We start from the raw sequence: 12,811 nt of genomic DNA, 5'->3' as shown, positions 1-12,811 counted from the left end.
TGAACCTCACTAATTAATTATATATGTCAGTTAAAATTAGATTACAAAGACACGGTAAAAAAGGAAAACCTTATTACTGGATCGTAGCAGCAGATGCGCGTGCTAAAAGAGATGGTAAATTCTTAGAAAAATTAGGAGCTTACAATCCAAACACTAATCCAGCAACTATAGAATTAAATGTTGATGGTGCAGTACAATGGTTACAGAATGGTGCACAACCAACTGATACAGCCAGAGCAATTTTATCTTATAAAGGTGCATTGCTTAAAAACCACTTAGCTGGTGGTATTGCAAAAGGTGCTTTAACAGAAGAGCAAGCAGAAGCTAAATTTAATGCTTGGTTAGAAGAAAAAGCAGCAAAGGTACAAGCTAAAGAAGCAAATTTATCTGAAGCTCAAGCAAAAGCAAAAGCTGAAGCTTTAGCTGCTGAAAAAGCAGTTAATGACGCAAGAATTGCTGCAGCTGCTCCAGTTGTAGAAGAAGCGACTGAAGAAGCTCAAGCAGAAGGTGATGATGCTACTGCTTCAAACGAAGAAGAATAGAAATTTATTTTTATACTTTTAAACTCCGATACAATGTATCGGAGTTTTTTTGTTAATATCCCAAAATATGAAAAAGGAAAATTGTTTCTTTCTTGGTAAAATTGTTAAAAAATACAGCTTCAAAGGTGAGCTATTGGTTAAATTAGATACCGATGAACCTGAACTCTATAAAGACATGGAATCTGTTTTTGTTGAAGTACGACGTAACCTTGTTCCCTTTTTTATTGAATCGTCTCAACTTCATAAATCGGAATTATTACGTATCAAGTTTGAAGATGTAGATACCGAAGAAGATGCAGATGCTTTAATAAAAAGCGAATTGTATTTACCCCTTGAATTCTTACCAAAATTAGACGATGATAAATTTTACTTTCATGAGATTATCGGTTTTAAGGTTGAGGATAAAAACTATGGTCATGTAGGTATTATAAAATCGGTTAACGATTCTACCGCACAATCACTGTTTGAAATAGATAGAAATGGTGTTGAAATTTTAATTCCGATGAATGATGAATTCATTTCCAAAGTAGATAAAGCCAATCAAACCATTTTTGTAAATACTCCTGAAGGACTTATCGATTTGTACCTAGAAGATTAATTTCACGCCTTGTTAAATGAGTTTTAGTAGTATATCATAAATTATGAGATCCTGAATCAAGTTCAGGATAACAAAAAATGAATAAGCCTTTTCAATTCAAACAATTTACAGTAAACCAAGATCAATGTGCCATGAAAATTGGTACAGATGGTGTGTTGTTAGGTGCATGGACGTCGGTTGAAAGTCGTCCTTTTTCAATTTTAGATATTGGAGCTGGCACTGGAATTTTAGCATTAATGTTAGCACAGCGAAGTCAGGCTCAAGTTATTGAAGCCTTAGAAATAGATGATATGACATACGAACAATGTGTTGACAATTTCGAACAGTCTCCTTGGAATGATCGCTTATTTTGCTATCACGCTTCGCTAGAAGAATTTGCCGATGAAATTGAAGACTCATATGATTTAATTATTTGTAATCCGCCTTTCTTTTCTGAAGATTATAAGACCGATAATAAACAACGTGATTTGGCAAGATTTCAAGATGCTATGCCTTTTAAGCATCTTTTAGAAGGTGTTGCCTTCTTACTTTCTGAAAACGGACTCTTTTCAGTAATTATTCCTTTTTCTGAAGAAGAACATTTTAAACATCTAGCCTCGCAAGTACAACTTTTTCCTAAACGAATTACACGTGTAAAAGGCAATCCTACTTCAGAAACTAAACGAAGTCTTCTTGAATTTAGTTTTTTTAAAACTGAAACTGAAACCACTGAAATTACAATTGAAACCTCTCGTCATCAATATACTCAAGATTACATTAATTTGACAAAGGATTTTTATTTGAAAATGTAGTTTTAAGAAAACGATTTCGTTATTTTTGACACATAATTTGTATTTAAAAACAATAAAAATCACCAAATGACTCGAGCTAAGCGACAGCATTTGACAGATTCAAAATAATAAACTTTAGCAAATGAAACCAGATTTATTCGAAGCACCAGATTATTATAACCTAGACGAATTACTTTCCGATGAACATAAACTAGTACGTGATGCTGCCAGAGATTGGGTAAAACGTGATGTTTCACCTATTATTGAAGAGTATGCTCAAAAAGCAGAATTCCCTGAACAAATTATTGGTGGATTAGCCGAAATTGGAGCCTTTGGGCCTTACATTCCTGTAGAATATGGAGGTGCTGGATTAGACCAAATTTCTTACGGACTCATCATGCAAGAAATAGAACGTGGTGATTCTGGTGTAAGAAGTACTGCTTCGGTACAATCGTCTTTAGTGATGTATCCTATTTGGAAATATGGAACCGAAGAACAACGCCAAAAATTCTTACCTAAATTAGCTTCTGGTGAATGGATGGGTTCTTTTGGATTAACCGAACCTGATCATGGTAGTAATCCTGGAGGCATGACCACCAACTTTAAAGATATGGGAGACCATTATCTTTTAAATGGTGCAAAAATGTGGATTTCTAATGCTCCTTTTTGCCAAGTAGCTGTCGTTTGGGCTAAAAATGAAGAAGGTCGTATTCACGGACTAATTGTTGAGCGTGGTATGGAAGGCTTTTCTACTCCAGAAACTCATAACAAATGGTCACTTCGCGCCAGTGCAACTGGAGAATTAATCTTCGATAATGTCAAAGTCCCAAAAGAAAACTTATTGCCAAACAAATCTGGATTAGGCGCTCCACTTGGTTGTTTAGATTCAGCACGTTATGGTATTGCTTGGGGAGCCATTGGAGCAGCAATGGACTGCTACGACACTGCACTTCGTTATAGTAAGGAACGTATCCAATTTGGAAAACCAATCGGTCAGTTTCAATTACAACAGAAAAAACTTGCCGAAATGATTACCGAAATCACCAAAGCACAACTATTAACTTGGCGTTTAGGTGTGTTACGTAATGAAGGAAAAGCAACCTCAGCTCAAATATCTATGGCGAAACGAAATAATGTAGATATGGCAATTAATATTGCTCGCGAAGCTAGACAAATGTTAGGTGGTATGGGAATTACTGGAGAATACAGTATCATGCGTCACTCTATGAATCTTGAAAGTGTAATTACCTACGAAGGAACACATGACATTCATTTACTAATTACTGGATTAGACATTACTGGATTAAATGCTTTCAAGTAAACTCTAAGCATATTTAATTATTCAATTGACATAAATTACAATGTCATTTTGAGCGAAGTCGAAAAATCTCTTTTAAAGATTCTTCATTTCATTCAGAATGACATTTTTTATTTACATTTATTCCATGTCTTCAAAATCGAGATTAGATCGAGCGTATAAAAATGCTAAAGTTGTGCCTTTTAATAACTCTAGTAAATTTGTTTTGTTTAGTGATTGTCATAGAGGAGATAATAGTTTTGCTGATGATTTTGCGAACAACCGCAATATCTACTTTCATGCACTAAAACATTACTACGCTGAAGGATTTAGCTATTGTGAACTTGGCGATGGTGACGAATTATGGGAAAACCTATCCTTTAATTCTATATTAAACGCACATAAAAATGTGTATATGCTTATGAAGCGCTTTCATGAGCAAAATCGATTACATATGATATGGGGAAACCATGATATGGTATATCGAGATCCTAAATATGTTGAAAAGCACTTGTCTACTTATTTTGATCCTAAAATTGGTGAAGATGTTGAGTTGTTTTGTGATCTAAAATATCATGAAGCTGTGGTTTTAAAACATTCAGAAACTAATCAAGAACTTTTTTTAACACATGGTCATCAAGCCGATTGGTGGAATTATTTATTTTGGAAATGGAGTCGATTTATGGTTCGTATTCTATGGAAACCACTAAATGTTATGGGAATTGCCGATCCTACCAGTCCAGCCAAAAACTATAAGGAATTGATTAAAGTTGAACGTCGAACTAAAAAATGGATTGCCGAAAACAACAACTTAATAACAATTGTTGGTCATACACATAGACCTCGATTTCCAGAACCTGGAGACATTGCTTTTTTTAACGATGGTAGTTGCGTGCATCCACGAAGTATTACAGGTATTGAAATTGAAAATGGAGAAATCTCTCTTATTAAATGGCAAATTGCCACGACTGATGATGGTATTTTAAAAATTGTAAGAGTTTTATTAGAAGGCCCTCGAAAAATAGCAGATTATAAAACAGAATAGTTTATTACGAACTTTTTAATTTTGCTTTATTAGCACTTACTTTCATAAGTGAAATTTTTTTCAATACAGTCATTTTATCTTCATAAGTTTTACTTCGTCCTAGTATATCATTACTATTGGGCTCTACAAATTCAAAACACCAACTACCACAGCTTAATTTTTTTAAATTATAGAATAAATCTTTGTGACATTTACTGCGCATTAGGCGAATCATTTGAAAACATTCGACTCTAGAACTAAAAGATTTGCTTGAAAATTCAATTTCATCGTTAAGCTTAAATAGAATTCTATAATCTTTAGGTTTCGATGTGTGTAAAACAAAAACTGCCATAATATAGCTTATGGTAATACCTACGAAAAAAACAACAGGTTGGTTTTTTAATGGTTAACTTTCAGGTGCTAACTCCACTTCCAAACCATCCATTTCAGGTGTGATTTGAATTTGACAACCCAAACGTGAATTCTCTTTTACATAAAAGGCTTCACTAAGCATGGCTTCCTCATCATCTTGCATTTCAGGCAATTCATGGTCTGAATTTACATAACACTGGCACGACGCACACATAGCCATGCCACCACAAATACCAATCGTACCTTCTGGAGCCAACTCGTAAGAGCGAACTACTTCCATAAGGTTCATAGCCATATCTGTTGGCGCTTCAATTGAATGTATTACACCTTCTCTATCTGTTATTTTTATGTTTACATCTTGTTCCATACTATGTTACTATTACCAACGAATTATTGGACAAATAAATATAGAGACTTCTCGACTACGCTCGAAGTGACAATTCATTTTATAAAACTTACTCGATTGCTTTAACTACTGCTTTTGGAGCTTCTTTACGAGTGCCATCAAACCCATCTACTCCAGCAACAGTCGTATATTTCATAACATAACGCTTTCCTGGATTGATGATTTGGTAAGCTGCTTGACACATTAATGTTGCTTCATGAAAACCGCAAAGAATCAACTTTAATTTTCCAGGATATGTATTCACATCACCAATGGCAAAAATGCCAGGAATATTGGTTTGATAATCCAATGAATTATTCACTTTAATGGCATTTTTTTCAATCTCTAAACCCCAATTTGCAATAGGTCCAAGTTTTGGAGATAAGCCAAAGAGTGGCACGAAATGATCACATTCTATTTCAAATTCTTTTTCAATATGTTGTGCTTGTTTTACAACGACTGCCTTTACTTTAGCATCACCAACAATTCCAATTACTTCGGCAGGTGTAATTAAATTAATTTTCCCTTGATTCTTTAATTCCTGTACTTTTTCTACTGAATCTAAATGACCTCTAAATTCATTTCGTCGGTGAATAAGGGTTACTTCGGAAGCCACATCACTTAAAAAGATACTCCAATCTAAAGCTGAATCTCCTCCTCCAGCTATTACAACTTTTTTATCTCTGTACAGCTCTGGGTTTTTAATAATATATTCAACACCTTTATCTTCAAAATCTGAAATGTTATGAATTAAAGGCTTTCTTGGTTCAAAACTTCCTAGACCACCAGCAATAGCAACTACAGGTGCCTGATGTTTTGTTCCTTTATTAGTCGTTACAATGAACGTGCCATCGTCTTGTTTCTCTATCGTATCTGCACGTTCGCCTAATGTAAATCCAGGTTCAAACTGCTTGCATTGTTCTAACAGTTTATCGGTTAAATCGCCAGCTAGAATTTCTGGATATGCTGGAATATCATAAATGGGTTTTTTAGGATAAATTTCAGAGCATTGTCCACCAGGTTGTGGCAAAGCATCAATAAGGTGGCATTTTAATTTTAGCAGACCAGCTTCAAACACAGTAAACAATCCAGTTGGTCCAGCACCTATGATGAGTATATCAGTTTTAATCATATATAAATTCCCACAATTGTGAGTCTCATTTTAATTTGACTTTGAATACACAAAGTTCCTGTTTTTAACGTTAGCTTTCTATGACATTTGTCATTTTGCGTGAAGCCTGCCTGTCGGCAGACAGGGATTGAGGTTTTGTTGGAGCTCTTTTTTCTTTTTTTTAGAGATTCTTCGACAAGTTCAGAATGACAAGTAAAAAAGCGACTACCGAAAGCCTGACCCTTGTGGTCACGCCCAACTACACTTCAATATTAATAACTTTCTCTATTTGAGGCGCATATTTTTTAATGGTCATTTCTACACCAGATTTGAGTGTCATTTGATTCACACTACAACCAACACAAGCGCCTTGTAATTGCACCTTAACTAATTTATCATTTTCAATGGACAACAAAGAAATATCTCCACCATCGCTTTGCAGAAAAGGACGAATTTCTTCTAATGCTTTTTCGACATTAAGTCTTAGTTCTTCTGTACTCATAATCATTTCTTTACTGCTGAACAACCAGCCATAGTAGTTATTTTTATCGCTTCAGTTGGTGGCAAATTATCGTTTCGTCTTACCACTTCTTCAACAACATTTTGAGTTAATTTTTCAAAGGCATCCTCTAAAGGTGTTGCAGTTTGTAATGCTGCAGGACGACCAATATCACCTGCTTCTCTTATACTTTGAACCAGTGGTAATTCGCCTAAAACTCTAACATTTAAATCTTCAGCAAGGTTTTGAGCGCCTTGTTTTCCGAAGATATAATATTTATTATCTGGAAGCTCTTCTGGCGTAAAATAAGCCATATTTTCGATAATCCCTAACACAGGCACGTTGATACTATCTTGTTGAAACATTGCTACACCTTTTTTGGCATCAGCTAAAGCTACATTTTGAGGTGTACTCACAACTACAGCTCCAGTAATTGGAAGTGATTGCATAATGCTTAAATGAATATCTCCTGTTCCTGGAGGTAAATCTAATAATAAGAAATCGAGTTCTCCCCAAGCTGCATCAAAAATCATTTGATTTAATGCTTTAGCTGCCATTGGACCTCTCCAAACCACAGCTTGATCTGGTTTTGTAAAAAAACCAATCGATAATAATTTTACGCCATAGTTTTCTACTGGTCGCATTTTAGATTTGCCGTCAACATTTACTGCTAAAGGTCGCTCTAATTCGACATCGAACATAATTGGCATTGATGGTCCATAAATATCGGCATCTAAAACACCTACTTTAAATCCCATTTTTGCCAAAGTAACTGCAAGGTTAGCGGTTACAGTAGATTTCCCTACACCTCCTTTTCCTGAAGCGACTGCAATGATATTTTGAATGCCAGGAATTGGTTTGCCTTTAATCACATTAGTTTCAGATTTTTTAGGTGCATCAACTTTGACATTGACTTTAATCTTAGCCTTTTCGTAAACCTTATCGTGAATGGTTTTAAGGATATCGACTTCAGTTTTCTTTTTAGCTTGAAGACTAGGATTTTTTATGGTGATATCAACAATCACTTCATCAGCAAAAGTAACCACATTAGTCACTGCTCCACTCTCAACCATGTTTTGTCCTTCGCCTGGAACCGTTATAGTTTCAAGCGCTTTAAGTATATCTTGTTTATTTAATTTCATAAATTTTAGATTCAAGATTTCAGAATCAAGAATCAAGACATATCATATCTTAGTGTCCTGTTTCTATTTATATTCATTCTAAATGCAAAGGTACGTATTAAAGCTTGAAGTATAAAAGTAGAAGCTTGAAGTTTTTTATGGTGCTATTATTAGTTTCTATAAGTAATAACACCTATAATTCCGTTGATGGATCCCAAAACACAGAAGCTAAATCTTGTATTTGATTATTGATAACTGTAATACCTTCACTTTCTAGAAGTTGTTGCATAAGGTTGGTGCCATCAAAATGGTGCTTTCCTGTAAGTAATCCTTTTCGATTTACTACACGATGTGCTGGTACATCTTTTCCGCCAGAGCTATTCATAGCATAACCAACCATTCTGGCACTTCGCTTGGCACCTAAGTAATTTGCAATGGCTCCATAACTGGTCACTCTTCCGTAAGGGATTAATCGTGCAACGTCGTAAACCTTATCAAAAAAACTAAGTGTTTCGGGTTTCATCTTATAAGTCCATTAAAATATTAACTAAAGTAATGATAGCCACTATTCCTGTAATAATTCCAATACTTTTATTCATATTTTTTTGAGAAGTGAATTTTTTATTATTGATTTTATCAAAAAAGAAAATGTATATATACAACATCACAAAAGTACCAGTAGCTGCACCAGAACAGTAGGTTAACATACTCATAGGATCAAAAGTAAACCATCCAAAGCCTGCAATAGAAATGGTCATATAGGCTTGATACGGAATAGGAAACACATTAATAGCAGATAAAAACACCCCTTGTATAAAACGACTTTGCTTACTTTTAGTATGAGAGTCTATATTTGGTTTAGGCGAAGACTTAGCTATAAACAAAAAGTAAATAGCGATAAGTATAAAAATAACAAGAGCAACTTGCCTTAATATTTCAACTGTGTGTTGATGGTTACTCAAATAACGAGCAAACATGGCAGCAATATAGGTTTGCAAAAACACAATAAAACACACACCTATTGAAAATATAATACCTCTATTATAACCTTCTTTTAAGCTAATTTTTGCAGCAGTCATATTCAATAATCCAGGAGGAGCGACACCAACAATAGCAATAATTAATCCTAGAAAAAAAATAACAGTGATATTCAAAATCTATTTTATTTTAAACCTAATATACGTAATTGGTTTGTTATGCTCTAAATATTGTGATTCATAAAAGGTTTGAACACTCGTCACATCTTCAGGGCTTCCCTCTTGTTTATACACATTATGATTAGCATAAAGCACATCATGACCTTCACCATGAAGCAAGCCAAGGGTATAGCCATGCATAAATTCGCTATCGGTTTTTAAGTTGACAATACCATCAGGTTTTAGAATGGTTTTATAACGCTTTAAAAACTGAGAGTTGGTCATTCTATGCTTTGTGCGCTTGTACTTAATTTGCGGATCTGGAAACGTGATCCAAATTTCATCCACTTCATTTTCTGCAAAGGCTAAGTCTATCAATTCTATTTGTGTTCTTAAAAATCCTACATTAGGAATATTGTCTTCAATAGCTGTTTTTGCGCCACGCCAAAACCTAGCTCCTTTTATATCAATACCAACAAAATTAGTATTAGGATACTTTTTAGCTAATGCTACCGAATATTCACCTTTACCACAACCCAATTCTAAAACCAAAGGGTTTTCATTTTTAAAGAATGTTGTTCTCCACTGTCCTTTTAATTGAAAATTGTCATTTACCAATTCCTCTCTTGATGGTTGAACCACATTGTCAAAGGTTTCGTTTTCTTTAAAACGCTTTAATTTATTTTTACTTCCCACAATTTATTTAATGTTTTGGCAAAATTAAGGAAACATATTAGTATTATCTTTGTTTTTAAGCATTCTATTAAACCAGAACACTGTAATCAACTTAATACATGCACAATCAACCAAAGAAAAGAATTTTAGTTGCGCCATTAAATTGGGGTTTAGGTCATGCTACTAGATGTATTCCGTTGATAAATGCACTAATTGCAAATACATTTGAACCTGTAATTGCAAGTGATGGCATAGCTTTAAAGTTATTACAAAAAGAATTTCCAGATTTGGAAACCATTGAATTGCCTTCGTATAATATAGCATATTCAAAAAAAGCACAGTTTTTCAAGTTGAAAATACTTCAGAATTCTCCTAAACTTATTAAAGCGATAAATGCTGAAAAGAAAGTAACTAAGACGATTGTTAAAACCCATCGAATTGATGGTATTCTTTCAGATAATAGATTTGGTGTTTATAGTAAGCATATCCCTTGTGTATTTATGACACATCAATTAAAAGTGTTAAGCGGAAGCACAACTTGGCTAAGCACAAAAATGCATCAAAACATCATTAAACGCTTTGACGAATGTTGGGTTCCAGATAATTTAGGTGACGATAGTTTGAGTGGTGAATTAGGTCAATCTGATGGTATTGGCATTCCAATAAAATATATTGGTCCGTTGAGTCGCCTTAAAAAATCAGAGCATACAATAAAATACGACCTCATGGTTTTGCTTTCTGGTCCTGAACCTCAACGAACGCTATTGCAAAACTTACTTTTAAAGGAACTTGAAACCTATAAAGGCTCTGCGCTAGTTGTAAAAGGTGTTATTGATGGAGAATCTAAAGTCTCTAAAAGCAACAATATTACTAACTATAATTATATGACTAGCAATGCTTTAGAAAAGGCCTTAAATGAAAGCAATATTATTTTGTCAAGATCAGGATATACTACAGTAATGGATTTAGCTAAATTAGAAAAAAAGGCATTTTTTATTCCAACTCCAGGTCAGTTTGAACAAGAATATATTGCCAAACGATTAGATCAACTTGGTTATGTTCCTAGTTGTAACCAAAATGATTTTAAAATTGAAATGTTAGATACTGTTAAGAACTACAAGGGTTTAACATTAACAGAATACAGTACAAATTACAAGAAACTATTCAACCTTTTCAAGGGTAAATGAGAACTCACTACCAACACCTAAATCACTTTCGACATAAATTTTTTCGTCATGAGCTTCAATAATGTGTTTCACAATTGAAAGTCCTAAACCAGAACCACCTTCTTTTCTAGAACCACTTTTATCTACTCTAAAAAAGCGTTCAAAAAGACGAGGTAAATTTTCTTTAGAAATACCTTCACCATTATCTGTTACACGAACAATGACTTTATTTTTGATAAGGTTTTCAATACTAATTTCTGTAGTTCCTTTTTCTCTTCCGTATTTTATAGAATTTACTACAAGATTTGTCAATACTTGCTGGATACGTTCTTTATCTGCTTTAACTATGATAGGCGAATTGTAATCCATGTCAAAAGTTAATGTGATTTTCTTTTTTGCTGCTTTCATTTCCAACAAATCAAAAACACTTTCAACCAATTCAATAATATTGAATGTTTCAATATTTAACCTTAAATCACCAACTTCTAATTTGGTAATCATATCTAAATCTTTAACAATATAGATCAAACGCTCTAAACCTTTGTTTGCTCTATTTAAGTATTTTTCGCTAACATTTTTGTCATTAATTGCACCATCAAGCAGTGTTAACAAATAGCCTTGAACTGTAAATAATGGTGTTTTGAGCTCGTGAGACACATTTCCTAAAAACTCTTTTCGATATTCTTCTCGTACCTTTAAAGTTTCTATCTCCATTTTTTTATCACGAGCATACTTATCAATTTCTTGAGTAAGCGTTGCCATGTCTGTTGTAATAGGCTGTTTACGTAAAGTTGTAGATTCTAAAAGTGTTAAATCGTCATAAATCTTTTTAACACGTCTGTAAATAAATCGCTCCACTCTGTATTGAATGACTATAAAAGAAATAAAGAATGTAACTAGAGCAAAAGTTAAAAGATATAGAAAATTAATAGAATGTAGCACATACAAAAAAACACTCGATAAGAGCGTTAAAAAAGTAGTTACGTATAATGAAGTTTTAAAAGCAAACTTATACGTTTTTTTTATTTTGTTTTGCATCAATCTACAAACTTATAACCAACGCCTTTAACGGTTTTGAAGCTTTTATCTCCAATTTTTTCTCGAAGTTTTCTAATGTGGACATCTATAGTACGTCCTCCTACAACAACTTCATTTCCCCAAACTTTATCTAGAATTTCTTCACGTTTAAAGACCTTACCTGGTTTTGTTGCTAACAAAGATAATAATTCGAATTCTTTTCGAGGTAAAATGATTTCTTTTCCTTTTAAGGATATTTTATATTCTTCTCTATTAATAACTAAGTTTCCAACTTTTAAAATACTATCAGAAGCATCTTCTTCTTTAAGTCGCCTTAGTAATGCTTTTACTTTACTAACTAATACTTTAGGTTTTATTGGTTTGGTGATATAATCGTCTGCTCCTGCATCAAAACCAGCCATTTGTGAATAATCTTCACCTCTAGCAGTTAAAAATGTAATTACAGTATTGCTCAATTCTGGAATCTTCCTAATCTGTTCGCAAGCTTCAATGCCATCCATTTCAGGCATCATGACATCTAATATGATTAATTGAGGTTTTTCTTTTTTTGCAGCTTTTACACCTTTTAAACCATTTTCGGCAGTGATTACTTGATAGCCTTCAGCAGATAAATTATAGCCAACAATCTCTAATATATCTGGTTCATCATCTACCAATAAAATTTTAATATCTCTTTTTTTCATAATTAAGTTAATTCTTAAGACTCAAAAAAACTATGTAAAGATAGGATTAATAACAAAACCTTATAAACTACAAATTAATTAATAACATTAAGTTAACCTAAGAAATCTAAACTATAACAATCTATGCTTGTACTAGAGTTTATCATTTTTAAACCTGAGGAGGTAAGTCTTTTAAGTTTAAACAACTAATTCTTAACAGTGATGATTAATATGCCGAAAAATTATATCCTTGTCATTTTAGTATCTAGTTCGATAAACATAAGTCATGTTCAATTAAAAAAGGTTAGGCAAACCTTCATTATCTAGCGAAGGTTTACACATGTTTACAAATCACGTTAAAGATGATAAAATCTACATAACTACCAAAAAACAATTTACTCAAAACCATTGAAAT

Annotated in this window: 16 protein-coding genes; 6 read left to right on the top strand and 10 right to left on the bottom strand. The window is 33.4% G+C overall.

Annotation, left to right across the window (positions count from 1 at the left end; all coding sequences use genetic code 11):
- Window positions 1-23 precede the first annotated feature (23 nt).
- The 5 genes from ACP15M_RS08270 (at window position 24) to ACP15M_RS08250 (ending at window position 4,252) form a co-directional block, all read left to right on the top strand.
- Window positions 24-542, top strand: a complete 519-nt coding sequence (locus tag ACP15M_RS08270) for a 30S ribosomal protein S16 (protein ID WP_425076721.1) — start codon at window positions 24-26, stop codon at window positions 540-542.
- A gap of 67 nt (window positions 543-609) precedes the next feature.
- Window positions 610-1,140, top strand: coding sequence for a ribosome maturation factor RimM (gene rimM, locus ACP15M_RS08265; protein WP_425076720.1), 531 nt, complete (start codon window positions 610-612; stop codon window positions 1,138-1,140).
- A gap of 77 nt (window positions 1,141-1,217) precedes the next feature.
- Complete coding sequence (locus ACP15M_RS08260; RefSeq protein ID WP_425076719.1) at window positions 1,218-1,931, top strand: tRNA1(Val) (adenine(37)-N6)-methyltransferase; 714 nt, start codon at window positions 1,218-1,220, stop codon at window positions 1,929-1,931.
- Between the two features lie 121 nt (window positions 1,932-2,052).
- Entirely contained in the window at window positions 2,053-3,231 is a 1,179-nt protein-coding gene (locus tag ACP15M_RS08255) for an acyl-CoA dehydrogenase family protein (protein WP_425076718.1), read from the top strand.
- 124 nt (window positions 3,232-3,355) lie between these two features.
- Window positions 3,356-4,252 (top strand): serine/threonine protein phosphatase, encoded by an 897-nt coding sequence (locus ACP15M_RS08250; RefSeq protein ID WP_425076886.1) that lies wholly within the window; start codon window positions 3,356-3,358, stop codon window positions 4,250-4,252.
- Window positions 4,253-4,256: 4 nt separating this feature from the next.
- Here the strand turns inward: ACP15M_RS08250 and ACP15M_RS08245 are convergent, their stop codons facing one another.
- From ACP15M_RS08245 to trmB, 8 genes are all read right to left on the bottom strand, one after another.
- A complete protein-coding gene (locus ACP15M_RS08245; protein ID WP_425076717.1) occupies window positions 4,257-4,583 on the bottom strand; it encodes a hypothetical protein in 327 nt (108 codons plus the stop codon).
- Window positions 4,584-4,637: 54 nt separating this feature from the next.
- A complete protein-coding gene (locus ACP15M_RS08240) occupies window positions 4,638-4,970 on the bottom strand; it encodes a ferredoxin (protein ID WP_425076716.1) in 333 nt (110 codons plus the stop codon).
- 88 nt (window positions 4,971-5,058) lie between these two features.
- Window positions 5,059-6,120, bottom strand: a complete 1,062-nt coding sequence (locus ACP15M_RS08235; protein WP_425076715.1) for an NAD(P)/FAD-dependent oxidoreductase — start codon at window positions 6,118-6,120, stop codon at window positions 5,059-5,061.
- A 238-nt stretch (window positions 6,121-6,358) separates the two neighbouring features.
- A complete protein-coding gene (locus ACP15M_RS08230; protein WP_425076714.1) occupies window positions 6,359-6,601 on the bottom strand; it encodes a NifU family protein in 243 nt (80 codons plus the stop codon).
- A gap of 2 nt (window positions 6,602-6,603) precedes the next feature.
- Window positions 6,604-7,740, bottom strand: a complete 1,137-nt coding sequence (locus tag ACP15M_RS08225; protein ID WP_425076713.1) for a P-loop NTPase — start codon at window positions 7,738-7,740, stop codon at window positions 6,604-6,606.
- A gap of 172 nt (window positions 7,741-7,912) precedes the next feature.
- Window positions 7,913-8,242, bottom strand: a complete 330-nt coding sequence (locus tag ACP15M_RS08220; RefSeq protein WP_425076712.1) for an MGMT family protein — start codon at window positions 8,240-8,242, stop codon at window positions 7,913-7,915.
- Between the two features lies 1 nt (window position 8,243).
- Window positions 8,244-8,873, bottom strand: coding sequence for a LysE family transporter (locus ACP15M_RS08215; RefSeq protein WP_425076711.1), 630 nt, complete (start codon window positions 8,871-8,873; stop codon window positions 8,244-8,246).
- A gap of 3 nt (window positions 8,874-8,876) precedes the next feature.
- Window positions 8,877-9,551 (bottom strand): tRNA (guanosine(46)-N7)-methyltransferase TrmB, encoded by a 675-nt coding sequence (trmB, locus tag ACP15M_RS08210; protein WP_425076710.1) that lies wholly within the window; start codon window positions 9,549-9,551, stop codon window positions 8,877-8,879.
- Window positions 9,552-9,649: 98 nt separating this feature from the next.
- Here trmB and ACP15M_RS08205 point away from each other — a divergent pair, with 98 nt between their 5' ends.
- Window positions 9,650-10,717: a glycosyltransferase gene (locus ACP15M_RS08205; RefSeq protein WP_425076709.1), complete on the top strand. Its 1,068-nt coding sequence runs from the start codon at window positions 9,650-9,652 to the stop codon at window positions 10,715-10,717.
- Here the strand turns inward: ACP15M_RS08205 and ACP15M_RS08200 are convergent.
- Together ACP15M_RS08200 and ACP15M_RS08195 are read right to left on the bottom strand one after the other, a co-directional pair.
- Window positions 10,691-11,734: a sensor histidine kinase gene (locus tag ACP15M_RS08200; protein ID WP_425076708.1), complete on the bottom strand. Its 1,044-nt coding sequence runs from the start codon at window positions 11,732-11,734 to the stop codon at window positions 10,691-10,693. The genes ACP15M_RS08205 and ACP15M_RS08200 overlap by 27 nt on opposite strands.
- On the bottom strand, window positions 11,734-12,417 hold the full coding sequence (locus ACP15M_RS08195) for a response regulator transcription factor (protein ID WP_425076707.1): 684 nt from the start codon (window positions 12,415-12,417) through the stop codon (window positions 11,734-11,736). The genes ACP15M_RS08200 and ACP15M_RS08195 overlap by 1 nt, the downstream gene beginning before the upstream one ends.
- Window positions 12,418-12,811 lie beyond the last annotated feature (394 nt).

The organism is Psychroserpens sp. S379A (assembly GCF_049800755.1).
In the GTDB taxonomy this organism is placed as follows: Bacteria; Bacteroidota; Bacteroidia; order Flavobacteriales; family Flavobacteriaceae; genus Psychroserpens.
This window is presented reverse-complemented; position numbering and strand designations above follow the sequence as displayed.

Coding starts and splice junctions, on each gene's coding strand:
- ACP15M_RS08230 (WP_425076714.1), bottom strand. CDS start 6,601: ATGAGTACAGAAGAACTAAGACTTAATGTCGAAAAAGCATTAGAAGAA.
- ACP15M_RS08240 (WP_425076716.1), bottom strand. CDS start 4,970: ATGGAACAAGATGTAAACATAAAAATAACAGATAGAGAAGGTGTAATA.
- ACP15M_RS08245 (WP_425076717.1), bottom strand. CDS start 4,583: ATGGCAGTTTTTGTTTTACACACATCGAAACCTAAAGATTATAGAATT.
- ACP15M_RS08260 (WP_425076719.1), top strand. CDS start 1,218: ATGAATAAGCCTTTTCAATTCAAACAATTTACAGTAAACCAAGATCAA.
- ACP15M_RS08270 (WP_425076721.1), top strand. CDS start 24: ATGTCAGTTAAAATTAGATTACAAAGACACGGTAAAAAAGGAAAACCT.
- ACP15M_RS08200 (WP_425076708.1), bottom strand. CDS start 11,734: ATGCAAAACAAAATAAAAAAAACGTATAAGTTTGCTTTTAAAACTTCA.
- ACP15M_RS08250 (WP_425076886.1), top strand. CDS start 3,356: ATGTCTTCAAAATCGAGATTAGATCGAGCGTATAAAAATGCTAAAGTT.
- ACP15M_RS08255 (WP_425076718.1), top strand. CDS start 2,053: ATGAAACCAGATTTATTCGAAGCACCAGATTATTATAACCTAGACGAA.
- rimM (WP_425076720.1), top strand. CDS start 610: ATGAAAAAGGAAAATTGTTTCTTTCTTGGTAAAATTGTTAAAAAATAC.
- ACP15M_RS08235 (WP_425076715.1), bottom strand. CDS start 6,120: ATGATTAAAACTGATATACTCATCATAGGTGCTGGACCAACTGGATTG.
- ACP15M_RS08195 (WP_425076707.1), bottom strand. CDS start 12,417: ATGAAAAAAAGAGATATTAAAATTTTATTGGTAGATGATGAACCAGAT.
- ACP15M_RS08220 (WP_425076712.1), bottom strand. CDS start 8,242: ATGAAACCCGAAACACTTAGTTTTTTTGATAAGGTTTACGACGTTGCA.
- ACP15M_RS08205 (WP_425076709.1), top strand. CDS start 9,650: ATGCACAATCAACCAAAGAAAAGAATTTTAGTTGCGCCATTAAATTGG.
- ACP15M_RS08225 (WP_425076713.1), bottom strand. CDS start 7,740: ATGAAATTAAATAAACAAGATATACTTAAAGCGCTTGAAACTATAACG.